This window comes from Brevibacillus sp. RS1.1 (genome assembly GCF_013284365.1).
Taxonomy (GTDB): domain Bacteria; phylum Bacillota; class Bacilli; order Brevibacillales; family Brevibacillaceae; genus Brevibacillus; species Brevibacillus brevis_D.
The window spans coordinates 1-22,001 of record NZ_JABSVA010000020.1 but is presented as its reverse complement, the minus strand read 5'-3'; the positions used below and the strand labels follow the sequence as shown (position 1 = coordinate 22,001).

22 protein-coding genes are annotated in these 22,001 nt (G+C 48.8%); all 22 read left to right on the top strand.

What is annotated here, in order from left to right:
• Position 1 precedes the first annotated feature (1 nt).
• The 22 genes from HP570_RS28550 (at position 2) to lysS (ending at position 21,746) form a co-directional block, all read left to right on the top strand.
• Entirely contained in the window at positions 2–1,027 is a 1,026-nt protein-coding gene (locus tag HP570_RS28550) for an ABC transporter ATP-binding protein (RefSeq protein ID WP_173627912.1), read from the top strand.
• Positions 1,028–1,143: 116 nt separating this feature from the next.
• Positions 1,144–2,802, top strand: coding sequence for a peptide ABC transporter substrate-binding protein (locus HP570_RS28545; protein WP_173627911.1), 1,659 nt, complete (start codon positions 1,144–1,146; stop codon positions 2,800–2,802).
• 148 nt (positions 2,803–2,950) lie between these two features.
• Entirely contained in the window at positions 2,951–4,045 is a 1,095-nt protein-coding gene (locus HP570_RS28540) for a dipeptide epimerase (RefSeq protein ID WP_173627910.1), read from the top strand.
• A 1-nt stretch (position 4,046) separates the two neighbouring features.
• Entirely contained in the window at positions 4,047–4,964 is a 918-nt protein-coding gene (locus tag HP570_RS28535) for a C40 family peptidase (protein WP_173627909.1), read from the top strand.
• Between the two features lie 25 nt (positions 4,965–4,989).
• Positions 4,990–5,949, top strand: coding sequence for an ABC transporter ATP-binding protein (locus HP570_RS28530; RefSeq protein WP_064203231.1), 960 nt, complete (start codon positions 4,990–4,992; stop codon positions 5,947–5,949).
• 252 nt (positions 5,950–6,201) lie between these two features.
• A complete protein-coding gene (locus tag HP570_RS28525) occupies positions 6,202–7,146 on the top strand; it encodes a sigma-70 family RNA polymerase sigma factor (RefSeq protein WP_016738841.1) in 945 nt (314 codons plus the stop codon).
• Between the two features lie 163 nt (positions 7,147–7,309).
• Complete coding sequence (gene hslO / locus HP570_RS28520) at positions 7,310–8,182, top strand: Hsp33 family molecular chaperone HslO (RefSeq protein WP_173627908.1); 873 nt, start codon at positions 7,310–7,312, stop codon at positions 8,180–8,182.
• A 28-nt stretch (positions 8,183–8,210) separates the two neighbouring features.
• Complete coding sequence (locus HP570_RS28515) at positions 8,211–9,113, top strand: peptidyl-prolyl cis-trans isomerase (RefSeq protein WP_173607230.1); 903 nt, start codon at positions 8,211–8,213, stop codon at positions 9,111–9,113.
• Between the two features lie 82 nt (positions 9,114–9,195).
• Positions 9,196–10,128, top strand: a complete 933-nt coding sequence (gene cysK, locus HP570_RS28510) for a cysteine synthase A (protein ID WP_012683940.1) — start codon at positions 9,196–9,198, stop codon at positions 10,126–10,128.
• A gap of 120 nt (positions 10,129–10,248) precedes the next feature.
• Entirely contained in the window at positions 10,249–11,742 is a 1,494-nt protein-coding gene (locus tag HP570_RS28505; RefSeq protein ID WP_173627907.1) for an anthranilate synthase component I family protein, read from the top strand.
• A gap of 17 nt (positions 11,743–11,759) precedes the next feature.
• A complete protein-coding gene (gene pabA, locus HP570_RS28500) occupies positions 11,760–12,344 on the top strand; it encodes an aminodeoxychorismate/anthranilate synthase component II (protein ID WP_012683942.1) in 585 nt (194 codons plus the stop codon).
• 136 nt (positions 12,345–12,480) lie between these two features.
• Complete coding sequence (locus HP570_RS28495) at positions 12,481–14,124, top strand: PhoX family protein (RefSeq protein ID WP_173627906.1); 1,644 nt, start codon at positions 12,481–12,483, stop codon at positions 14,122–14,124.
• Positions 14,125–14,144: 20 nt separating this feature from the next.
• Positions 14,145–14,345, top strand: coding sequence for a twin-arginine translocase TatA/TatE family subunit (tatA, locus tag HP570_RS28490; protein ID WP_017247013.1), 201 nt, complete (start codon positions 14,145–14,147; stop codon positions 14,343–14,345).
• A gap of 69 nt (positions 14,346–14,414) precedes the next feature.
• Positions 14,415–15,143: a twin-arginine translocase subunit TatC gene (tatC, locus tag HP570_RS28485; RefSeq protein ID WP_173627905.1), complete on the top strand. Its 729-nt coding sequence runs from the start codon at positions 14,415–14,417 to the stop codon at positions 15,141–15,143.
• Between the two features lie 38 nt (positions 15,144–15,181).
• Positions 15,182–16,027 carry an aminodeoxychorismate lyase gene (gene pabC / locus HP570_RS28480; RefSeq protein ID WP_173627904.1) on the top strand — a complete coding sequence of 282 codons (846 nt, stop codon included), beginning with the start codon at positions 15,182–15,184 and terminating at the stop codon, positions 16,025–16,027.
• A gap of 52 nt (positions 16,028–16,079) precedes the next feature.
• Positions 16,080–17,267 (top strand): dihydropteroate synthase, encoded by a 1,188-nt coding sequence (folP, locus tag HP570_RS28475; protein WP_173627903.1) that lies wholly within the window; start codon positions 16,080–16,082, stop codon positions 17,265–17,267.
• A 3-nt stretch (positions 17,268–17,270) separates the two neighbouring features.
• Complete coding sequence (folB, locus tag HP570_RS28470) at positions 17,271–17,642, top strand: dihydroneopterin aldolase (RefSeq protein ID WP_173627902.1); 372 nt, start codon at positions 17,271–17,273, stop codon at positions 17,640–17,642.
• Positions 17,639–18,169 carry a 2-amino-4-hydroxy-6-hydroxymethyldihydropteridine diphosphokinase gene (folK, locus tag HP570_RS28465; RefSeq protein WP_012683948.1) on the top strand — a complete coding sequence of 177 codons (531 nt, stop codon included), beginning with the start codon at positions 17,639–17,641 and terminating at the stop codon, positions 18,167–18,169. The genes folB and folK overlap by 4 nt, the downstream gene beginning before the upstream one ends.
• Positions 18,121–18,330: a helix-turn-helix domain-containing protein gene (locus HP570_RS28460; protein WP_012683949.1), complete on the top strand. Its 210-nt coding sequence runs from the start codon at positions 18,121–18,123 to the stop codon at positions 18,328–18,330. The genes folK and HP570_RS28460 overlap by 49 nt, the downstream gene beginning before the upstream one ends.
• A 70-nt stretch (positions 18,331–18,400) precedes the next feature.
• Positions 18,401–19,429: a tRNA dihydrouridine synthase DusB gene (gene dusB, locus HP570_RS28455; RefSeq protein WP_012683950.1), complete on the top strand. Its 1,029-nt coding sequence runs from the start codon at positions 18,401–18,403 to the stop codon at positions 19,427–19,429.
• Between the two features lie 217 nt (positions 19,430–19,646).
• Positions 19,647–20,123, top strand: a complete 477-nt coding sequence (gene greA / locus HP570_RS28450) for a transcription elongation factor GreA (RefSeq protein ID WP_007725265.1) — start codon at positions 19,647–19,649, stop codon at positions 20,121–20,123.
• A 102-nt stretch (positions 20,124–20,225) separates the two neighbouring features.
• Positions 20,226–21,746 (top strand): lysine--tRNA ligase, encoded by a 1,521-nt coding sequence (lysS, locus tag HP570_RS28445; RefSeq protein WP_173627901.1) that lies wholly within the window; start codon positions 20,226–20,228, stop codon positions 21,744–21,746.
• The last annotated feature ends 255 nt before the right edge of the window (positions 21,747–22,001 follow it).

Below are 22,001 nucleotides of genomic sequence, written 5' to 3'. Positions count from 1 at the left end.
CATGGATAAAACGGAAAGGCTGCTGGAGGTCAGTGGGCTTCGGGTCACATTCAAGACGCATGGCGGTGAAGTGAACGCTGTTCGGGACGTGAACTTTACTTTGAACAAAGGGGAGACACTGGCGATTGTTGGTGAATCCGGATGTGGGAAAAGTGTGACTGCAAGGAGCATCATGCGACTGATCCCGGAGCATATCGGAAAAATTGCGGGTGGAAGCATTTATTTTAAAGGGCAGGACCTGGCAAAGCTGCCAGAAAAGCAAATGCGCGAGCTGCGTGGGAAAGAAATCTCCATGATCTTTCAAGATGCGATGACATCACTTAACCCGACTATCACCATTGGTGAGCAGATTGTGGAGGGAATCATTCGCCATCAAAAGGTCACCAGAAGTGAAGCCAAGCGGCAAGCGATTGAAATTCTCACCTTGGTGGGGATCGCCACTCCAGAAAGTCGTCTCAAGCAGTACCTCCATCAGTTTAGTGGCGGGATGCGCCAACGGATCATGATTGCGATTGCGCTTGTCTGTAAGCCGTCCATTCTGATTGCGGATGAGCCTACAACAGCGTTGGATGTGACGATTCAGGCGCAAATCATCGAGCTGTTCAAAAGCATTCAGAAAAAGACGGGAGTCTCGATCATTATTATCACGCATGATTTGGGAGTCGTCGCCAAGATTGCGGATCGGGTCAATGTCATGTATGCCGGAAAAGTGGTAGAGTCCGGGCCTGTTCGCGACATTTTTTACAATCCGCAGCATCCGTACACCAAAGGCTTGCTGGCGTCGATGCCTCGTTTGGATGCCGATCGCTCCATACCGCTCAGCCCGATACCTGGAACACCCCCGGATTTGTTCAGCCCGCCAATTGGCTGTGCATTCGCTGCGCGCTGTGACTACGCGTTAGAAGTATGTCGGAATTACCAGCCTGCGGAGACACATGTTCATAGCAAACATGCGGTTTCCTGTTGGTTGCAGGACCCACGGGCGAAGAAGTTGTTAGCGTCGATGCAACCGCCAACAGGGACCTGATTCATAGCTGTCGAGGGCAGTGGTCAAGCCCGGCTTTGTTCGTGTAAAAGAGGGTGTCGGCTGACGGCGCTATCCTTTTACGTCATACAAAAACAAAAAATAAGGGGGAAGAAACAGTGAAAAAACTATCAACATTGTTGCTGACGGCTACGCTGGGGGTGTCCATGCTCATGGCTGGCTGTACATCGGGTCAACCAGCTGCATCGGGTGAGCCTGCACCAGGTAACACCGCTCAGCCAAATGCTCCGACGCCGGGCGATCAAGCAGCAAAGCTCCTGTTGCTGAATAATATCAAGGAACCGACGTCATTGGATCCGCCGATTGGCTTCGATGAGCCGTCCTATAACATTTTGAACAACTTGATGGAAGGCTTGACTCGCCTGGACGAAAATCAAAAGCCTCAACCAGCGGCTGCTTCCGAATGGACGGTCTCCGTGGATGGAAAAACCTACACCTTTACTCTGCGTGACAACAAATGGTCCAATGGGGAACCGGTAAAGGCTCAGGACTTCGAATTCGCGTGGAAACGCATGCTTGATCCTGCACTGGCCTCTCCAGCGGCATCCCTCGCGTATATTATTGAGGGAGCGGAGGCCTATAACAGTGGTAAAGGACCGGCGGATGGCGTAAAAGTAAAAGCGTTGGACGACAAAACACTAGAGGTCGTGCTCGCTCAACCAGCTTCCTGGACGCTCCTGTTGGCATCAAACCCGGCTTTCTTCCCTGTTCACAAAGCAACTGTAGAAAAAGATCCGAAATGGGCAGCAGAAGCAGCAAGCTTTGTCGGAAACGGGCCATTCAAGCTGACAGAATGGGCGCATGACAGTGAACTGAAAATAATGAAGAGCGATACGTACTGGGATGCAGCAAACGTAACGCTGCCTGGTGCTGTTTGGAAAATGATTGATGACGAGAATACCGAGTATCAAATGTTTACGAACGAAGAGCTGCACAGAACGACAACCGTTCCTGCAGACATGGCAGACCAATTGTTCAAAGATGGCAAAGTATTCGTGCGTGATGGAGCGGGTACAGAGTTCTATCGTTTCAACGTAACGAAGGAGCCATTTGATAACGCCAATATTCGTAAAGCCTTCAGCTTGGCGATTGACCGTAAGACACTGGTCGACCTAGTGCTGATGCGTCAACAAAAGCCGGGAACAGGCTTCGTTTCTTATGGCTTGCCTGATGCCAACGGTGAAGGACAATTCCGTGAGGTAGGCGGAGAATTGGTGAGCTTCAACCCAGATGAAGCGAAGAAGCTCCTGGAACAAGGAATGAAAGAAAAAGGCTACACAAAGCTCCCAGAGGTTACACTCACGTACCGCAGCGGAACGGCTAACGAAAAAACGGCACAAGCCGCGCAAGAAATGTGGAAGCAGACGCTGGGCGTAGATGTGAAGCTGCAAAAGGTAGAAGGAAAAGTTTTGACGGATATGCAAAAGCAATTGCAGTATCAAATTGCTCGTTCTTCCTGGTTGCCTGACTTCGGTGATGCGATCAACTTCCTCGACATTTTCCAATCGAAGGCAGCAAGCAATCGTACGGGCTGGAGCAATGCGCAATTCGACAAGCTGATCCAAGACGCATACAAGGAGCCAGACGATGCAAAACGTCTGAAGCTGCTGCATGATGCAGAAAAAATCTTGGTGGATGAAGCGCCAATCGCACCGCTTTATTTCTACAACACTTCCTTGCTCTCAAGCGACAAAGTGAGCGGTGTACAAAGCTCTTCACTGAGCTATACAGACCTGAGAAAAGCTGTCGTGAAGTAAGAAAGAGTGAGTTGGGAGAAGTCATTTCAGGTGGATGGAATGACTCTCCCCCCTTTTTTGCTAGAATTTTTAATAGTGCTATAATTTAGTATGTCTATTAGAAAAAACACGAAAGAAAGCACGAGTGCTGGAGAAGATGGAGGAAAACATGATTATTCAAGCCATCGAAGTAAAACGAATATCTGTTCCATTGAAAAAGCCTTTTAAAACGGCTTTGCGTACGGTGCATAGTCTGGAATCGGTTCTGGTGAAAATCACCTGCGACAACGGTATGGTCGGGTGGGGCGAAGCTTCGGCTACTGTCGTCATTACCGGAGACAGCATCGAAAGCATCGAGTCGGCAATTATGAATACGATGAGACCTCAGCTCATCGGCTTGAATTTGCTTGCCTATGAACGAGTTTTCCAAACCTTGCACCAATCCATGGTAGGAAATACGAGTGCGAAGGCAGCGGTAGACATTGCGTTGTACGACCTTATTTCTCAGCGCGCAGGAATGCCGTTGTATCAATTCCTGGGCGGCTACCGTGACCAATTGGAGACGGACTATACCGTCAGCGTGAACTCTCCGAAAGAAATGGGCGAGGATGCCGCTGCCTATCTCAAGCAAGGCTTTCACGTACTGAAAATCAAGGTCGGCAAGGACAATATCGAGGATGACATTTTGCGCATCCAAGAAATTCGCAAAACCGTGGGCAATCAGGTGAAGATTCGTCTTGATGCCAACCAGGGATGGAATGTAAAAGAAGCGGTGCAATCCATTCGCAAAATGGAGGACATGGGTCTTGGCATCGAGCTCATTGAGCAGCCTGTAAAAGCGCATGATCTGGAAGGTTTGAAGCGGGTAACAGATTCGGTCGATACGCCCATCATGGCTGACGAGAGTGTGTTTTCACCAGCGCAGGCCCTGCAGGTTTTGCAAAACCGTGCGGCTGACATGATTAATATCAAGCTGATGAAGGCTGGCGGCATTTACAAAGCAGAATTGATCAACCAATTGGCTGAAGAGTACGGTATTCCATGTATGGTTGGCAGCATGATCGAATCGCGTCTAGCTGTATCAGCAGCAGCGCATTTTGCAGCCAGCAAGAAGAACATCACCCGTTTTGATTTTGATGCGCCGTTGATGCTTTTGCACGATGGCATAGAAGGTGGCGTAACGTACGAGGGTCGCTTGATGCGCATGCCAGAAGAGTCTGGGCTTGGTATTCGTTCCGTCAGCCTGTGGGAAGGGGAGAACTAAGATGAAGTCTGCCATTGTTTCTGTCTCTGTTGCCACTGTGTGGACCAAGCCGGAGTCGCCGCGTGATATTGACCAAGTAGCGCTCCAATCCCCGGTAGATGCACGAAGCTGGCTCGCTTCCCTTACTGTGGAGGAGAAGCTTGGTTTTTACGACAATAACGCGATTCAAACACAAGCACTGTACGGTACCCGCGTAGAGGTAGTCGAGGAGCAAGGGGAATGGTCACAGGTTCTGATTCCTGATCAGACTACGAACAAAAACGCAACAGGCTACCCCGGCTGGATTCCGTCTCGCCAGCTAGCACCGTGGTCAGATGCTTTTGAGGTACAGCAAGGCCAAAAGCTAGCGATGGTCACAGCGGCGTTTACCCGTCTACATACAGCCGACAAAAAGCCAGACTTGGAGCTTGCCTTTTTGACCAAACTGCCGCTGATTGAGGAAACAGCAGACTGGGTAACGGTAGCGACACCGAACGGCACGGGACTTTTGCCAAAAGCAGATGTGCAAATCGTGAAAGCAAACAAGCCCATCGAGCTTTCCGGTAATCGTGGAGAGGCAATCGTAGAAGCGGGCAAGCGATTCCTCAACCTGCATTATTTATGGGGCGGCATGTCCTCTTACGGGTATGACTGCTCAGGATTTGCGTACAACATGCACCGATCCGTCGGTCTCCAGATTCCGCGTGATGCATCTGATCAGGCAAAAGCCGGACAGCTCGTGGAAAAAGAAGCTTTGCTTCCGGGCGATCTGCTGTTTTTTGCCCATGAAGAAGGGAAAGGTAGAGTCCATCACGTGGGCATTTACATGGGGAATGGAGAAATGATTCATTCTCCAGATTCGCGAAGTGCCATCGAGATCGTCAAGCTGGATGGCTACAAGCTCGAAAAGGAACATTGCGTCTCCAGACGATACTGGTAAACGGATAACGGGGAGGAGTGGCCAGATGCAACGAAAGAAGCTGGTCCAGGTAAAGAACCTGACAAAGACCTTTACGTTGGGTAAAGGGCTCTCACTTACGGCAGCGGACAATGTTTCCTTCGATATATACGAGGGGGAAACGTTTGGACTGGTAGGGGAATCTGGCTGCGGCAAATCGACCACAGGCCGTACAATCATTGGCTTGTATCAACCGACGACAGGTGAGGTTATTTTTGACGGGCAAAATGTCCATCAGGCATCATCTGCTGAGCGGAGCAAGCTGACACGCCATATGCAAATGATTTTTCAGGACCCGTATGCTTCTCTGAACCCCCGAATGAACATTTCAGAAATCATTTCGGAGGGCTTGCATTTAAATGGGCTATATAAAGGGAAGGAACGGATGAACCGTGTGATCGAGCTGTTGGAGATGGTTGGCTTGCAGAAAGAGCATGCCAACCGTTTCCCGCACGAGTTCAGTGGTGGTCAGCGACAGCGGATAGGGATTGCGCGGGCACTTGCCGTCAATCCTACCTTCATCATTGCCGATGAGCCGATTTCCGCACTCGATGTTTCGGTTCAGGCACAGGTCGTTAATTTAATGAAGAAATTGCAGCAGGAACAAAAGCTGACGTACTTGTTTATCGCGCATGATTTAGCGATGGTCAAGCACATCAGTGACCGTATTGGCGTCATGTACCTGGGCAATATGGTCGAGATGACTGCCAGTGAAATTCTTTACGAATCACCGAAGCATCCTTACACGCAGGCGTTGTTGTCGGCCATTCCTGTCCCCGATCCTGATTTGGAGAAAAGCCGCGAGCGTACCATTATCGAAGGAGACGTTCCTAGCCCGATCAATCCCCCCAGCGGCTGTGTGTTCCGTACGCGCTGTCCAGTAGCCAAAGCCGTATGCGCCGAAAAGAAGCCTATCTGGCAGGAAGTGGACACTAACCACTTCGTCGCCTGTCACCTGTATCAGTAGCCTTCGTTTTTATCAGAAGATTCGACATTGTCTTTTTGCCATCCTTGGTTAATGAGGATGGCTTTTTCTTCATAAACTTTTAACTCTAGCCTATGAAAGGGCTTTCATCAACTATTTTGAGAGGAGAACTGTTAATATTCTGTTAACTGGCAGGAATCGGACAGGTTTTGTCGAAATAACGGATACAGTAAAACATTCCGTGACTCACCTACTTCATCGTGATCTTCCATTCCAGAGAAGTGAGGGTTGCATATGACTCTGAGTACCTCCTCGTTCCATTCAACTCCCCGTCGTTGGCGGGAAGTGGAGACACAGTTGGGAATTGTTGTCCCTAGATCGCTTCGATCGGACACTTCTGCTCTGCTGTTTTTGGAAAGCGTCGCTGCAACACCTATGTTGGACAAAGAAGAAGAGCTTGCTTGCCTGATTCGCTATCAAAGGGATGGCGATCTTGAAGCACGTGAAACGATTGTGCGCGCCTATTTACGATACGTAGTTAGTACCGCTTTGCGCCATTTGAAAAGAGGGATGCCGTTCCTGGATTTGATTCAGGAAGGCACGATAGGTTTGTTTACCGCGATTGACAAATTTGATGTGGGACGAGGCGTGCGTCTCTATCATTACTCGCACTGGTGGATCTCTCAAGCGATCACCCGTGCCATCAACGACAAAGCAACTCTGATTCGCATTCCTGTCCACATGCATGAGCAGATTCGCCAGTATCAGAAGCAAGTACTACATCTCGTCCATGCTTTGAACCGGACGCCAGATCGGCAGGAGATTGCCGTACTTCTGGATATTCCATTAGAAAAGGTGGAGGCCATTGAACTGGCTCTCATGATGAAGATGGAATCCATCGACGCTGAACTGGATAGTGAGAAATGGCAGGCTTGGCATGAAGACGAGAGCTTGAGCTACGCAGAGATTATGGATGATGGGTTATCCTCGCTGGATGACTGGATTGAAAAAGTAGACCTTCGCTCGCAAATGCGCGCAGCGTTGGATCGACTTAGTCCCCGCGCCCAAGAAATTATCTCCATGCGTTATGGTCTGTATGATGATCAAGTGTACACGCTGGAGGAAGTGGGGAAAATGTTTGGTCTTACCCGCGAGCGTATTCGCCAAATTGAAGCGACGACGATTGACCGATTGCGAACGCAAAAAGCCTCACACGTATTAAAAGATTATTTAACCTAACATAGGATTTAGTTATTTCGGCCCCTCTTCGTACAGAGGGGTCTTTTCTGTCAGAAATGGTCGAATCCTCAAAGTGTCAGACTCACAGCGGGAGAGGCGTAGTCTTTTTCTCCTTGTGGTAAACTGGTAAGATAGCTTCATGATTGAAAAGGAGGATCGCTACATGGGCGATTATATGATAAGAGCAACTGGTTTTAATGGGCATGTTCGTGCATTTGCCGCACGCACGACAGAATCTGTTGAAGATATGCATCGTCGTCACGACATGTGGAATACAGCGACAGCCGCAGCGGGACGTACGCTGACCATTACCTTGATGATGGGGGCTATGTTAAAAGGAAACGAGAGCCTTCATGTCAAAGTAAAAGGAGGCGGACCAATCGGGCAGATCATGGCGGAAGCAAACGCACATGGTGAAGGAATCGCGTATGTATCCAACCCGCACGTCCACTTTGAGCTAAACGATAAAGGCAAGCTCGATGTAGCGCGTGCAGTGGGAACAGACGGGTTTGTGTACGTAACGAAAGATCTCGGTCTCAAGGAGCCGTATCAAGGCAGCGCGCCGATCGTTTCTGGTGAGATTGGAGAAGACTTCACGTATTATTTTGTGATGTCCGAGCAAACGCCTTCAGCAGTAGGGGTGGGTGTACTGGTTAATCCTGAGGACCGTTCTGTTTTGGCTGCGGGTGGCTTTATTCTTCAGCTGTTGCCGAATACGCCTGAAGAGGTTGTGGCAGCCATTGAAGAGCGTCTAGGACAGCTTCCACAGGTTTCTCGCATGATTGGCGAAGGTTTGACTCCTGAAGAGATTTTGGCCCGCGTATTGGATGAGCCAAAAATCCTGAGCCGCACGGAGATTCAATTTAGCTGCAAATGTTCAGCGGATAAGGTAGTTCAGGCACTGATCAGCATGGGACGCGAAGAAATGGAAGGTCTGATTGAGGAACAGGGCGAAGCAGAAGTACACTGTCATTTCTGTAATGAACGTTACCATTATGACAGATCCGCGTTGGAAGACATCCTGAAAGACATGTAAGCGCGGCGTCAAGTAGGGGAGTGTTGGCATGACCAACGTAAAAGGGTTGTGGGCATTCATTGGGGCGCTTGTATTGTTGCTGCTTGCCGTTACCTGGGCATGGTACCAGGCATCAGGCAAGCTGCAGCCTGCCGCCATCGTAGGGGATAAGACGATTAGCAACGACGAGTATGTAACGGCACTGAAACAAAAGTTCGGTAAGCAAGTGCTAAACGACATGATTAATCGGGAAGTCGTTTTTCAAGAGGCGAAGCGATCCGGCATTACGGTTGATCCGAAGCAGCTGGAGCAAGAGCTTTCCCAGATTCGCGACAGTTACGGCAGTCGGACTGAGAGCGAGTTTGAGGCTGCGCTAATCAAACAAGCGGGGACGACCGTGGAAGCCCTGAAGCAAGAGATTTCTTATCAAATCCTGCTGCAAACCCTTGCAACGAAGGACATGACCATCAAGGATGAAGAGATATTAAACGTCTACAATAGCCGATCTGACCGTTATACCCGACCGATGCAGGTGCGTTTAGGACAAATCGTCGTGGCTTCTCAAAAAGAAGCGGAACAAGTTTTGGCTGATTTAAAAAACGGGGCCGACTTTCAGACGATTGCCAAAGCGCGTTCGATTGATGCGGATACAGCGGTGAATGGCGGCGATGTAGGCTGGGTTTCCATCAAGGATAATCGATTGCCTGACGAGGCGAAGCCCATTGTAGAAAAGCTGGAGAAAGACAAATATAGCGAAGCGATCAAAATACAAGATCAATACGTCATTTATCAACTGACAGAGCGCAGGGAAGCCAGTCAACGGACGTTTGAAGAGGTAAAAGATGAGCTGCGCCGAGAAATCGCATTTGCCCAGGTCGAGTCACTGGATGTCGTGCTGGAGCGATTGCGAAAATCGGTAGGGGTCCAGATTTCTGGGCAAATGCCTCATTGACCAAATAGGCTACCGTTGATATAATTATGTCAATAAATCCTAGCGTTTTACTCGGTTATGAAAAATAGGAGGGGCAGAACATATGCGCGTGGCTAATTCCATTACCGATTTGATTGGATTTACTCCGCTTGTAAAGCTGAATCGTGTTGTCACCGAAGATATTGCAGACATTTACTTGAAGCTGGAGTTCTTCAACCCGGGCAGCAGTGTAAAAGACCGAATTGCGTTGTCGATGATTGAGGCAGCAGAGGCAGATGGGAGTCTAAAACCGGGTGATACCATCATTGAACCTACGAGCGGAAATACCGGTATTGGACTCGCGATGGTTGCTGCTGCAAAAGGATATCGTGCTATTCTGGTCATGCCAGAGACGATGAGTATGGAGCGACGCAACCTGTTGCGTGCGTATGGTGCGGAGCTGGTTCTCACACCAGGCAGCGAAGGGATGGGCGGAGCGATTCGCAAAGCGGAAGAGCTGGCGAAAGAAGATAGCTCTTATTTCATTCCACAACAATTTAAAAATCTAGCAAACCCGGCCATTCACCGTGAGACGACTGCCCGTGAGCTGTTGGACCAAGCGAAGGAAATCGGCGGCGTAGATGCGTTTATTTCCGGTATCGGTACAGGCGGAACGATTACGGGTGTAGGGCAGGTTCTTCGTGAACACTATCCAAATGTACAAATCGTGGCTGTTGAGCCTGCGGCTTCGCCAGTTTTGTCTGGCGGCAAACCAGGTCCACATAAGATCCAAGGGATCGGGGCTGGCTTTGTCCCGGATATTCTCGATACACAAATTTACGACGAAATCATTAAGGTAGAAAACGAGGACGCTTTTGAAACCGCGCGTCGTGTAGCTCGTCAGGAAGGCATTCTCGGCGGGATTTCTTCTGGAGCAGCGATCCATGCGGCTCTGCAAGTAGCGGCGAAGCTGGGCAAAGGTAAAAAAGTGATCGCTATCATTCCTTCGAATGGGGAGCGTTATTTGTCCACGCCTCTGTATCAGTTTGAAGATTAATTGTAAAAAGATACCAGTATGACCACGAAGCGCACGTTGGCGACGTGGTCTTTTCTTTTTGTGTCAGGCAACTATATAATGAACGGATAAATAGTGAAAACCGGAGCGTGAAGAGGAAGAATGTTCCCTACCTTTGCTGATTGCCAGACATATGCCTTATCTTATTCGTTGGTTCCCCTAGCCCTGCGTAGACCATGGTCTTCGACGATTGATCCGTGGCAGGTGCTCACAAAACTACAGCCTTCTCTGCAAAATGCGGTCCTGCTAGAAAGTGGACGAGCTGGGCGGTATACCTTTTTGGCATATGAGCCTATCGCTACGCTGCGTAGTCAGCGAGGAGAAACCATTGTTTCGTACCCAGAAGGAAAAATTGAGAGCATAGAAGCTCTAAACCCATTGAATGCTTTACGAGAGCTGCTCTCTCGTTACCGTACGCCTGTTCTTCCAGGTATGCCAGATTTTGCTGGTGGAGCTGTAGGCTATATTAGCTATGAGATGAACCGCTTTTTTGAGCCTAGCTTGCCACAGATAGCGACTGATGACTTACAGTTGCCAGACCTGTATGTTATGATAATGCAAGACCTTCTTGTCTTTGATCATGAGACCCGAGAGATCATTTGTCTGACGCATTTGAATGCGGGCAATTTGACCGAAGAGAGCTATCGACAAGCAGCACTCCAGCTGGAAAAACGTATCGACTCAATTGCTTCATTGGCAATGGATCGCGATGAGACAGATTGGGAAGCTTTGCGCAAAAGACCGCTTGCCAAGCTAGTGCCAGCGTCCGTATCCTTTGCCAAAGACCAATTCGAGGAAGCCGTTCGCCGGGTGCAGGAGTACATCGCCCAAGGGGATGTTTTTCAGGTCAATCTGTCGGTACGGCAAAGTAAGCCGGTGCAGGTGACTGCCCCAGAAGTGTACGATGTGCTTCGCAAGCTGAATCCGTCTCCTTATATGGGCTATCTGAGCTTCCCTGAATTTCAATTGGTTAGTGCCTCGCCAGAGCTACTTGTAAAAGTAAAAGGCAAGGAAGTGCATACGCGTCCAATCGCCGGTACACGTCCGCGTGGATTAACGGACGAGCAAGACGATGCATTGGCCCGTGAACTGATTGATAATGAAAAGGAACGCGCAGAGCATGTCATGCTGGTTGATCTGGAACGCAATGACATGGGCCGCGTCTGTCGCTTTGGTAGCGTGGAGGTCAGCGAATTCATGGTCGTGGAGAAATATTCCCACGTCATGCATATCGTCTCTCACGTCAAAGGAGAGCTGGCAGCAGGCAAGGATGCGCTTGATGCGATCGAAGCGACTTTTCCGGGAGGAACGATCACCGGAGCGCCCAAGGTTCGCACGATGGAAATCATCGAAGAGCTGGAGCCAGTCAAGCGAGGCGTCTATACGGGATCAATCGGCTGGTTTGGCTTCAATGGTGATATCGAGGTCAACATTGCCATCCGCACGATGGTGATCAAGGATGGCGTAGCTCATGTCCAGGCTGGAGCGGGTATCGTGATTGACTCGGTTCCAGAGGCCGAGTACGCCGAGTCATTGAAAAAGGCAGAAGCGTTGTGGAAAGCACTTGAGTTGAGCGAGCAGAGAACGATGAGTTGAGAGGAGACGAGTGTACGATGATTTTGATGATTGATAACTACGATTCCTTTACCTACAATTTGGTGCAGTATGTGGGAGAGCTTGGGGAAGAGCTCCAAGTGTATCGCAATGACAAGATTACGCTGGAAGAAATCGAGCGACTGGCACCTGATTATTTGATGGTGTCTCCAGGACCGTGCACGCCAAATGAAGCGGGGATCAGCATGGATGCGATCCGCCATTTTGCCGGAAAAATTCCGATCATGGGTGTTTGCTTGGGCCATCAGTCCATTGGGCAAGTGTTTGGCGGAAAAGTCATTCGGGCCGAGCGCTTGATGCACGGAAAGACGTCGGAAGTTTTCCATGATGGCAAAACTATCTTTCAGGACATCCCGTCCCCTTTTACAGCGGCACGCTACCATTCCTTGATTATCGAGGAAGCGTCGATTCCGAGTGAGCTGGAAGTAACCGCTCGGACAGCCGAAGGTGAAATTATGGCTGTGCGCCATCGGGAGTACCCAATCGAGGGCGTCCAGTTCCACCCTGAATCGATTATTACCGAGCACGGCAAGCAATTGCTGAAGAACTTCCTTACTGCATACGCGCGCCATACGACAGGTTAACACATAGATAGGACAGGAAAACCGCCTTTTTTCGAGGGCGGTTTTTTATTTACATACTCTTTATATAACATTCATGGTTCCTCGATATACGGCTTGTACAATGAAACCGAAGAAGGTAAAAAAGGAGAGATAGTAAATGGATGTAAATCGTCGACAGTTTTTGACTTATCTCGGTGTAGGGACAGCGGCGTTGGCTTCGGTAGCAACAGGAATTCCTGCCCTGGCAGCTAGCGGTACCCTATCAGGAAAAACGGCCGATCATCTGTTTGGTCTCGATACAAAGAAGCATAACTTCAATCCGAAATTCAAGGAAATTCATCCAACTACAAAAGACGATGTTGTACTGCCGGAAGGTTTTAAATACGATGTAGTGGCTTCCTATGGCGATAAGATCAATGCAGCAGGAGATACCTTCGGGTTCAACAACGACTTCACCTGTTTCCTGCCAATCGAAGGCAAGTCCGATCATGGCCTCTTGTGGGTAAATCACGAATATTTAGGTGAGTTGGAATATTACGTAAATGGCTATGACAATTTGAATGCAGATGCAGATGACAACAAACGTACCCCTGAGCAAATCAAGAAGTACTTGTATGCACTTGGCGGTTCCATTATTGAAATCAAAAAAGAAAATGGCACATGGAAGCTTGTTTCCGATTCCAAATATGGTCGTCGGGTAAGTGGGCTGACCAAGCATGTGCTGACGGGTCCAGCAGCTTCCATTGCTAAAGAAGTGACCGGAACATTTGCGAACTGCTCCGGCGGCGTGACGATGTGGAATACAATTCTTTCCTGCGAGGAAAACTACATGGACGTCGTCGGTGATTGCAAGCTGCCTGAAGCCGAGCATTATGGCTGGGTTGTTGAGGTAGATCCATTTGATCCAAAATCGACTCCGAAAAAGCATACAGCGCTGGGCAGATTTTCCCACGAAAACACGGCAATGGTTCTGGCGCCGACTGGACAACTGGTCGTCTACATGGGGGATGATGCGAAAGACCAATACGTGTATAAGTATGTATCCAAAGGCAAGTATGATCCGAAGGCAGGGAAAAACAATTCCAAGCTGCTTGAAGAGGGTACACTGTACGTTGCCAACTTCGGTAAGGGCAAGTGGATTGCGTTGGATTTCGCAACAAATGAAGCACTGAAAAAAGCAGTCGATGCAGATGGCAAACCGATGTTCGTTTCTCAGGCTGACGTGCTTCTCAACTGCCGCGATGCATCCAAAGCAGTAGGGGCTACCCCAATGGATCGCCCAGAAGACCTGGAAGTGCATCCGATTGATGGTTCCGTCTTCATTGCCTTGACCAACAACGACAAGCACGGCAACTTCTATGGACAGATTGTTCGCCTATTCGAGAATGACAACAACCATGCAGGTTTGGAGTTTACGTTTGAGATTTTTGCAGCAGGTGGACCACAAAGCGGTTTTGCGGCGCCAGACAACATGGCTTTCGACAGCGCGGGTAACCTGTGGGTCGTGACAGACATCTCGTCCTCGTCGATGAACAGCGGCATTTATAAATCCTTTGGAAACAATGGTGTGTTTTTCATTCCAACAACGGGTAACAGCAAGGGAGAAGCCGCACAATTCGCGTCTGCACCTGTAGGCGCTGAAATGACAGGTCCTTGGTTCACCCCTGATGAAAAAACACTGTTCCTGGCGGTGCAGCATCCAGGTGAAAACCTGAAGTCGTATGACAGGCCAACCAGCCACTGGCCTAAAGGCGGAAATGCAGTAGCCATGCCGAGCGTGATTGCTATTACAGGTTTCTAGGACAAGGAGTGTAACAGATTATGCTGTCGAGCATCGGTATTCCTGGATTAATTCTGATCCTGATCATTGCTTTGGTGATTTTCGGGCCGAGTAAACTGCCAGAGATCGGTCGTGCTTTTGGACGAACCTTGACCGAATTTAAAACCGCAGCAAAAGATTTGACCAAAGACGATGATGAAAAAGAGAAGGCTCCAGAAGAAGCGTTGAAACGAATTAACTAATCCAGCCTGAGTGAAGGCGGTGCGTACACGAGACGCACTGCCTTTTTCCGCGCATGAGGAGGAGTTCGAGTGAGCAAAGAGATGCCTATACTTGAGCATGTTACAGACCTGCGCCGCAGAATTTTGATTGTGCTGTCCGTTCTTGTTGTCAGTATGGTTATCTGCTTTTTATTTGTGGATCATATTTATTTGGCGTTAGCGAATCATTCAGGGGAAAAGCTGGCGATTCTTGGGCCGGGAGATATCCTGTCGATCTATGTAAAGCTGGCAGCAGTCGGTGCGCTTGCGATTACAATCCCGGTTGCCGCTTATCAAGTTTGGCGTTTTGTGGTGCCCGCATTGGAAGAAAGAGAGCGAAAAGTGGCGCTCATGTATATCCCGGCTCTATTCCTGCTGTTTATTTTCGGGCTTTCCTTCGCCTACTTTGTGCTATTTCCGATGATGTACAAATTTGTGTTGGGTTTATCCAACGGGAATTTTGAACTCGTCATTACAGCGAACGATTACTTCACCTTTATGCTCAATCTTTGCCTGCCGTTTGGGTTGCTTTTTGAACTGCCGGTTGTCGTTTTGTTTTTGAGCCATTTGGGGATTCTCAACCCGCATCGCTTGGCTAAAATACGCAAACCCGCCTATTTGGTGCTCGCGATTATCTCTATTACCATTACGCCGCCTGATTTCCTCTCCGATATTATGGTAATTGTGCCACTCATCGTTTTATATGAAATCTCCATTACTATCTCGCGTTTCGTACACGGCAAACGCTCGGAGGAAACGGTGCTTTCTTCGGAAGTGTGATATGATGCTCTCGACTATATTATCGGGAGAGAGCGCAGATGCACGTTTATGTAAACGGAACGATTTGTCCGGCTCATGAGGCTACCGTATCGGTATTGGATCACGGGTTTTTGTACGGTATTGGTTTGTTTGAAACATTACGTGTATACGACCGCAAGCTATTTCTATGGGATGCCCATTACGCCCGGCTTTGTTCCGGGCTTTTTGCGTTGCAGATTCAACCTGCTTGGACCAAGGAAGAGCTGGCAGAAGCCATCTTGATGACCATCGATGCTAACGAATTGCGTGATGCTTACGTCCGCTTGAGTGTTACGGCAGGCGCAGAAGGAGTGGGCTTGGTAGCAGGGGGATACGAGCGCCCGTCCTTATTCGTATTTGCCAAACCTGTAGCACCTCTGGCAGTACCTCCCATGCAAAAACGGTTGCAGACATTGGCGTTGGCTAGACAGACAGCAGAAGGCCAGCAGCGCTTTAAATCGCACAATTACTTAAACAATGCCCTTGCTCGCCAAGAACTCGGTGCCCGTCCCGATGTGGAAGGTCTTTTTTTGACGCATGATGGCTTCGTGGCGGAAGGAATTGTGAGCAATGTGTTCTGGGTCAAGAACGGCCAGTTGTTTACCCCTTCTATTGATACGGGCATTCTTGATGGTGTGACGCGGCGACATGTTTTGGCGTTGGCACAGCAATTATCGATGCCTGTCGAAGAAGGTCGATATCGCTTGGAGGAGCTGCTCAACGCTGATGAAGTCTTTACGACAAATTCCGTGCAAGAGATCGTTCCGATTACCGAAATTGACGGGTATTCCGTCCCTTCGACATATGGTACATATTCGTGCGAACTGCACCGCGCCTACCGTCAGTCTGTAGCGGCTAGCGAGTAAATTATGGTATGCTACTATTCAATGTGCGAAGACGGAAAAAGGGAGTTTGATCATGAAATACAATTCATTTCGAATCCATGCTGCGACCTTCGCTGAGATGGTTTCGGAGCTTGTCAAAAGGGGAGTTCCTGTTCCTGAAGCGGAACGCATGACGGAAGCGGGGACGAGCCTGAAGATTCACACGGAAAACATGAGTGGGGCAACAGCACAGAGTGTGAGAGAGATTATGCACTCTTTCGATGCGGAAGCTGTTATCTCAGACCAACCAGGTACTGCCGACAAAAAATACGTGCTGCTGTTGGCTTCACACAAGAAGATGGATTTGGCGTTGGATTATATGAAAACCCAAACAGAAGAACTACGAGCGTTGGCGGCAGAGGTACGGGAAGTTTTAGCTATGCCTGCCAAGCTTCGTGCGCGTCGCGAGCTGAACTGTGGCCAGTATGTCCTGCCACTGGGGGAGCGTACGCTAGTCATGGGTATTTTGAATGTGACGCCTGATTCATTCTCGGATGGCGGTCGCTATGTCGATGTGGAGGCAGCACTCGCACAAGCGCGTGCAATGGTTGAGGCTGGAGCTGACCTGATTGATATCGGGGGAGAATCGACACGTCCGGGGTCGGAAGCAGTCGATGAGGCGACGGAGCTGGACAGAGTGCTGCCAGTCATTCGGATGCTTTCGCAGGAATTGTCTGTTCCGCTGTCCATTGACACGTACAAAGCGGCGGTTGCAGAACGGGCTATTATGGAGGGGGCACATATCATCAATGATGTATGGGGAGCGAAGCGTGACCCGCGGATGGCAGAGGTAGCTGCTCGTCTCGATGTGCCCATTATCCTGATGCACAACCGCGAAGACACGGATTATCACGACTTTTTCCCAAACTATATCAAAGACCTGCGTGAGTCCGTACAGATCGCCTTGCAGGCAGGGGTAAAGCAGGAGCGAATCATCCTCGATCCGGGGATCGGGTTTGTAAGGACTGTCGAGCAAAATCTCGAAACGATGCGCAGGCTGGATGATCTGGTAGGGCTGGGCTATCCCGTTCTACTTGCTACTTCACGCAAGCGGATGATCGGTCATGTTCTCGACTTGCCTGTAGATGAACGTGTCGAAGGTACGGCAGCGACAGTTGCTCTCGGGGCGGCAAAAGGTTGTCATATGGTACGGGTGCATGATGTCAAAGAAATGAAGCGCGTTACGAAGATGATGGACGCGATGCTAAAAGGGGGCATTTAAACCGTGGATAAAATCTACTTCAATGGCATGTCATTTTACGGATATCACGGTGTGTTTGGAGCAGAGGCTGAACTGGGCCAACGGTTTTATGTCGATTTGGAGCTATCGCTTGATTTATCCAGAGCCGGAGCAAGTGACGATCTTCACGATACAGTCAATTACGCCGATATCTTTACTTGTGTGCAAAAAATTGTCGAGGGTGAACGATTTCATCTGGTAGAAAAACTGACCGCTGTGATAGCAGAATGTCTACTGGAGCAATTCCCTTTGCATGAAGTCAAAGCAAAAGTGACCAAGCCGAATCCGCCGATCAATGGGCATTATGAGTCGGTTGCGATTGAGATGATCCGTAGAAGAGAGGATTTTGCTTCATGACAGTTTGTGCATATTTGGCGCTAGGCTCCAATCTCGGGGATCGGGCACAGAACTTGCGCCGGGCGATACAGAGATTGAACGAGCAACCTGGAATTCGCGTGCTACGTGTCTCCTCTGTTTATGAGACCGACCCATTTGGTTACGTCGAGCAAGATGCATTTCTAAATATGGCGATCGCTGTGGAAACAGAACAGAGCCCGGATCAGCTGCTAGAGACGGCTCTGTCAGTAGAGCGAGAGCTAGGTCGTGTGCGAACGGTACGATGGGGACCGCGCACAATTGATATTGACTTACTGTTGTACGGGACATCTCGTGTTTCGCAAGACAATCTCATGATTCCTCATCCCGGGCTGAGCGAGCGTGCTTTTGTACTCGTGCCGCTTCGAGACGTTTGGGAGGGCGGCGTTTTACCTGAGCATAACCAGACCATTGATCATTATCTTTCCTTATTGGTAGAAGATCACAAGGGGGTACGTGAGTGGGGAGCAATCAACTGGGAAATCGAATCCGGTCCTTCCGAAAGCTAAAAGGGTATACACAACAGTCCCTTTCGGACAAGATGGGAGTGTCATTGTCTTTTGTTGGATCACTAGAGAGAGGAACTCGTACGCCAACAGAGCCTGTATTACGGAAGATCGCCAGCACTTTACAGGTAGACTACGATGAATTATGTGCTATAAATAAGTGATGTAATGAAGTTTGGATAGGATTGTCCTCTCCAAGACCCCGACTAAGCGGGAATAAGGAGGCGAATATAGATGAAAATCGGCAATATTGAATTAAAGAACAACGTAGTGCTCGCTCCAATGGCAGGTGTCTGTAACCCTGCTTTTCGTCTGATTGCCAAGGAGTTCGGTACTGGATTAGTTTGCGCCGAGATGGTAAGCGACAAAGGCATTGTGCACGGAAACAAAAAAACGATAGATATGCTATTTGTCGACGAACGCGAAAAACCACTAAGTTTGCAGATTTTTGGTGGAGACAAGGAAACCTTGGTGAGTGCAGCGAAATATGTAGACCAGCACACGAACGCGGATATCATTGATATCAACATGGGCTGTCCTGTGCCGAAAATTACGAGCTGTGATGCAGGTGCGCGTCTGTTGCTCGATCCAGATAAAATCTATGAAGTCGTATCTTCTGTGGTCGATGCGGTCGACAAGCCGGTTACCGTGAAGATGAGATTGGGCTGGGACGAAGACCATCTGTACGTACTGGATAATGCCAAGGCAGTAGAACGTGCAGGCGGCAAAGCGATCGCTGTTCATGGACGCACCCGCGTACAAATGTACAAAGGGAAAGCGGACTGGGACTGGATCCGTCGAGTGAAGGAAACCGTTTCGATTCCAGTAATCGGGAACGGGGATGTGGCTACTCCTGAGGATGCGAGACGCATGCTGGATACAACGGGATGCGATGGTGTTATGATTGGGCGGGCTGCGCTCGGAAATCCGTGGATGCTGTATCGCACCATTCAATACCTGACGACGGGAGAGCTGGGTCCAGAGCCAACCGCACGTGAAAAGATGAATATTTGTTTATTGCATGCAGAGCGTTTAATCGCGCTGAAGGGTCCGAGAGTGGGAGTCCTTGAGATGCGTAAGCACGCGGCGTATTACTTGAAAGGCTTGAAGGGCTCGACGCACACGAAAAATCTCGTGAATGCGGTTGAGACAGAAGAGGAGCTTCGCAGCGTCCTCATGAACTTTGTCGACTGGATCGAAAACTACGCAGATGACAGCGAAGAACCGCTGGAAACAGCAAGTGATGAGGCTGTCAGCTACTAAAACTGGTGGTTCATTCCAGACATTGACAAGGGTTCCTTCATATCCTATAATACTCCGTAATATTGGGTGCCGAGCTGCCAGTCCTCACTGGCAGCTTTACCTTTGAACCTCACAGACGATTGCATTCTGCTGTATATTGTATAGAACATCTACATATAATCCTTTGTACTTTACCCAGTATAAATGGAATCATTTTTTAAAACGGGGGAATTGAACCATGTCTGAAAAAGAAGTCATCCTTACACCAGAAGGTTTAACAAAGCTGGAACAAGAGCTTGAAGATTTGAAAACGGTTAAACGTAAGGAAGTAGCTGCTCGTATTAAAGAAGCGATTAGCTTTGGAGATATCAGTGAGAACTCTGAATACGAAGAAGCAAAGAATGAGCAAGCGTTCATCGAAGGCCGCATTCTGACGTTGGAAAAAATGCTACGCAATGCCCGTATCATCACAAATGAAGATGTAGATACAGGTGTTGTAAGCGTTGGGTCCCGCGTGAAGCTGAAAGACCTAGAGTTCGGTGATGTTATGGATTACACGATTGTAGGTTCTGCTGAATCCGATCCGATGAACAACAAGATTTCCAACGAGTCCCCGGTAGGTCAAGCACTCCTCGGCAAAGCAAAAGGCGCGATTGTTGACGTGAACGTACCGGCAGGAGTCATTCAGTACGAGATTCTTGATATTAACCTGTAAGCAGTCGATCTATGGCGTACCTTTTGCGAGGTACGCCGTATCGCTATTATAAAAGTCTGTACAAAATTGTTAATGCAGGCATTTTCTAGAGGAGTGAGTAAAATGGCAAACGAGCAAGACCTTCAGCAGGAAGAACAGCAACAGGAAGGGCTCCACGAGCTTCTTCAAGTGCGTCACGACAAAATGAATCAATTGCGTGAGTGGGGCTTTGATCCGTTCGGTAAAAAATTCGAGCAAACGCATCACGCTGCAGATATAACGAAAGCTTTTAGCGAAAAGAGCAAGGAAGAGCTGGAAGCGGAAGAGAACGTGGTTACGATTGCAGGCCGCTTGATGGCGAAACGTGGAATGGGTAAGGCGAGCTTTGCTCAACTGCTGGATCGTTCCGGTCAGATTCAAATCTACGTCCGTCAGGATACTGTTGGGGAAGAGCTGAGCAAAGTATTTGATTTGGCTGATATCGGTGACATGATCGGTGTAACTGGTGTTGTTTTCAAAACAAAAACGGGTGAGCTCAGTGTAAAAGCAAAGGAACTATCCTACCTGACGAAGTCATTGCGTCCACTGCCTGAGAAATACCATGGTCTCAAAGATATCGAGACACGTTACCGTAAACGTTACGTAGATTTGATTGTAAACCCAGAAGTTCGCGATACGTTCATTACGCGTAGCCGTATTCTGACTTCGATGCGTCGTTATTTGGACAACCTTGGCTATCTGGAAGTAGAAACACCTACACTCCACGCGATTGCCGGTGGTGCATCTGCTCGTCCATTTATCACGCATCACAATGCGTTGGATATGCAGCTGTATATGCGTATTGCAATTGAATTGCACTTGAAACGCCTGATCGTTGGTGGCCTGGAGAAGGTGTATGAGATCGGTCGCGTATACCGCAACGAAGGGATCTCTACTCGTCACAACCCTGAGTTCACGATGATTGAGCTATACGAAGCGTATGCCGACTACCAGGATATCATGAGCCTGACAGAAGAAATGGTTGCTCATATTGCACAGGAAGTATTGGGCACCATGAAAATTCAATACCAAGGCAATGAGATTGACCTGACACCAAAATGGCGTCGTATACACATGGTAGATTTGATTAAGGAAAATCTTGGCGTCGATTTCTGGAAGGAAATGAGCGACGATGAAGCGCGTGCTTTGGCAAAAGAGCATGGCGTATCCGTTGAGCCTCACCATACGTTCGGACATGTAGTGAATGAATTCTTTGAGCAAAAGCTGGAGCATACGTTGATTCAGCCTACCTTTGTTTACGGTCATCCTGTGGCGATTTCGCCATTGGCGAAGAAAAATGACCACGATCCGCGATTCACGGATCGTTTTGAGTTGTTTATCGTAGCTCGTGAGCATGCTAATGCATTTACAGAGCTCAATGATCCAATTGACCAGCGTGAACGCTTTGAAGCGCAGCTCTTGGAAAAAGAAGCTGGTAACGACGAAGCGCATGATATGGACGACGATTTCATTGAAGCGCTTGAGTACGGTATGCCGCCAACTGGAGGACTTGGAATCGGAATTGACCGTCTGGTAATGCTGTTGACCAACTCTCCTTCCATTCGCGACGTACTATTGTTCCCTCACATGCGTAACCGCGACTAGTCTTTTGTAGAATAGAACCATCTGAGAAAAACTCAGGTGGTTCTATTTTTTTACTTGCACTTAAAAAGGTTAAGTGTTATATTAATACCTGTTCTTCTTTTTTACTTAATCGATCACGAAAATGATGTGAAAATAGTTCTTGCTTTTCCCTCAAGGTATGTGATAGATTAATGAGGTCGCTGAAAAACATGTTGAAAAAACTTGTTGACACGGCCTGGACAGCCTGATAAGATGAAATGGTTGTTGTGAAAATGT

Excerpts from the sequence above, each read along its gene's own strand:
- HP570_RS28550 (WP_173627912.1), top strand. The coding sequence starts at position 2 with ATGGATAAAACGGAAAGGCTGCTGGAGGTCAGTGGGCTTCGGGTCACA.
- HP570_RS28540 (WP_173627910.1), top strand. The coding sequence starts at position 2,951 with ATGATTATTCAAGCCATCGAAGTAAAACGAATATCTGTTCCATTGAAA.
- HP570_RS28535 (WP_173627909.1), top strand. The coding sequence starts at position 4,047 with ATGAAGTCTGCCATTGTTTCTGTCTCTGTTGCCACTGTGTGGACCAAG.
- HP570_RS28530 (WP_064203231.1), top strand. The coding sequence starts at position 4,990 with ATGCAACGAAAGAAGCTGGTCCAGGTAAAGAACCTGACAAAGACCTTT.
- HP570_RS28525 (WP_016738841.1), top strand. The coding sequence starts at position 6,202 with ATGACTCTGAGTACCTCCTCGTTCCATTCAACTCCCCGTCGTTGGCGG.
- hslO (WP_173627908.1), top strand. The coding sequence starts at position 7,310 with ATGGGCGATTATATGATAAGAGCAACTGGTTTTAATGGGCATGTTCGT.
- HP570_RS28515 (WP_173607230.1), top strand. The coding sequence starts at position 8,211 with ATGACCAACGTAAAAGGGTTGTGGGCATTCATTGGGGCGCTTGTATTG.
- cysK (WP_012683940.1), top strand. The coding sequence starts at position 9,196 with ATGCGCGTGGCTAATTCCATTACCGATTTGATTGGATTTACTCCGCTT.
- HP570_RS28505 (WP_173627907.1), top strand. The coding sequence starts at position 10,249 with ATGTTCCCTACCTTTGCTGATTGCCAGACATATGCCTTATCTTATTCG.
- pabA (WP_012683942.1), top strand. The coding sequence starts at position 11,760 with ATGATTTTGATGATTGATAACTACGATTCCTTTACCTACAATTTGGTG.
- HP570_RS28495 (WP_173627906.1), top strand. The coding sequence starts at position 12,481 with ATGGATGTAAATCGTCGACAGTTTTTGACTTATCTCGGTGTAGGGACA.
- tatA (WP_017247013.1), top strand. The coding sequence starts at position 14,145 with ATGCTGTCGAGCATCGGTATTCCTGGATTAATTCTGATCCTGATCATT.
- pabC (WP_173627904.1), top strand. The coding sequence starts at position 15,182 with ATGCACGTTTATGTAAACGGAACGATTTGTCCGGCTCATGAGGCTACC.
- folP (WP_173627903.1), top strand. The coding sequence starts at position 16,080 with ATGAAATACAATTCATTTCGAATCCATGCTGCGACCTTCGCTGAGATG.
- folK (WP_012683948.1), top strand. The coding sequence starts at position 17,639 with ATGACAGTTTGTGCATATTTGGCGCTAGGCTCCAATCTCGGGGATCGG.
- dusB (WP_012683950.1), top strand. The coding sequence starts at position 18,401 with ATGAAAATCGGCAATATTGAATTAAAGAACAACGTAGTGCTCGCTCCA.
- greA (WP_007725265.1), top strand. The coding sequence starts at position 19,647 with ATGTCTGAAAAAGAAGTCATCCTTACACCAGAAGGTTTAACAAAGCTG.
- lysS (WP_173627901.1), top strand. The coding sequence starts at position 20,226 with ATGGCAAACGAGCAAGACCTTCAGCAGGAAGAACAGCAACAGGAAGGG.